Below are 329 nucleotides of genomic sequence, written 5' to 3'. Positions count from 1 at the left end.
TGATGGCGTGTAAAGCTTGCTGTGAATACGATAGAGGCGAATTTAGTTGATAGTTGAAAAATGAAATGTTCCGGTTTAACCATTAGCAATGGTAAAACGGGAACAGGCATCTAAGAGAAAATAGGTCGAATGAAAAACGATAGAGAAGGTCAAGCAGCTATTCTCACCAATGCGGATTACTCGAAAATTCGCACTAAGATTATAAGCCGCAAGTACAAGTTACTTTTTGATTTAGCTTGGTATACTGGCGAGCGCTGGGGAGCGATTGTCAAGCTACGAGTTGCTGACGTTTATACCCAGGATGGTACACCAAGGGAGTATATCAATTT

1 pseudogene is annotated in these 329 nt (G+C 41.0%); it reads left to right on the top strand.

Annotated features, from left to right (window positions below):
- Window positions 1-129 precede the first annotated feature (129 nt).
- Window positions 130-329 (top strand): annotated as a pseudogene (locus GNE10_RS35120) (site-specific integrase); the annotation flags it as partial.

The organism is Nostoc sp. 2RC (assembly GCF_014222165.1).
In the GTDB taxonomy this organism is placed as follows: domain Bacteria; phylum Cyanobacteriota; class Cyanobacteriia; order Cyanobacteriales; family Nostocaceae; genus Nostoc; species Nostoc linckia.
Note: the sequence above shows the minus strand (reverse complement) of the source record. Positions and strands in the feature narration are given on the sequence as shown.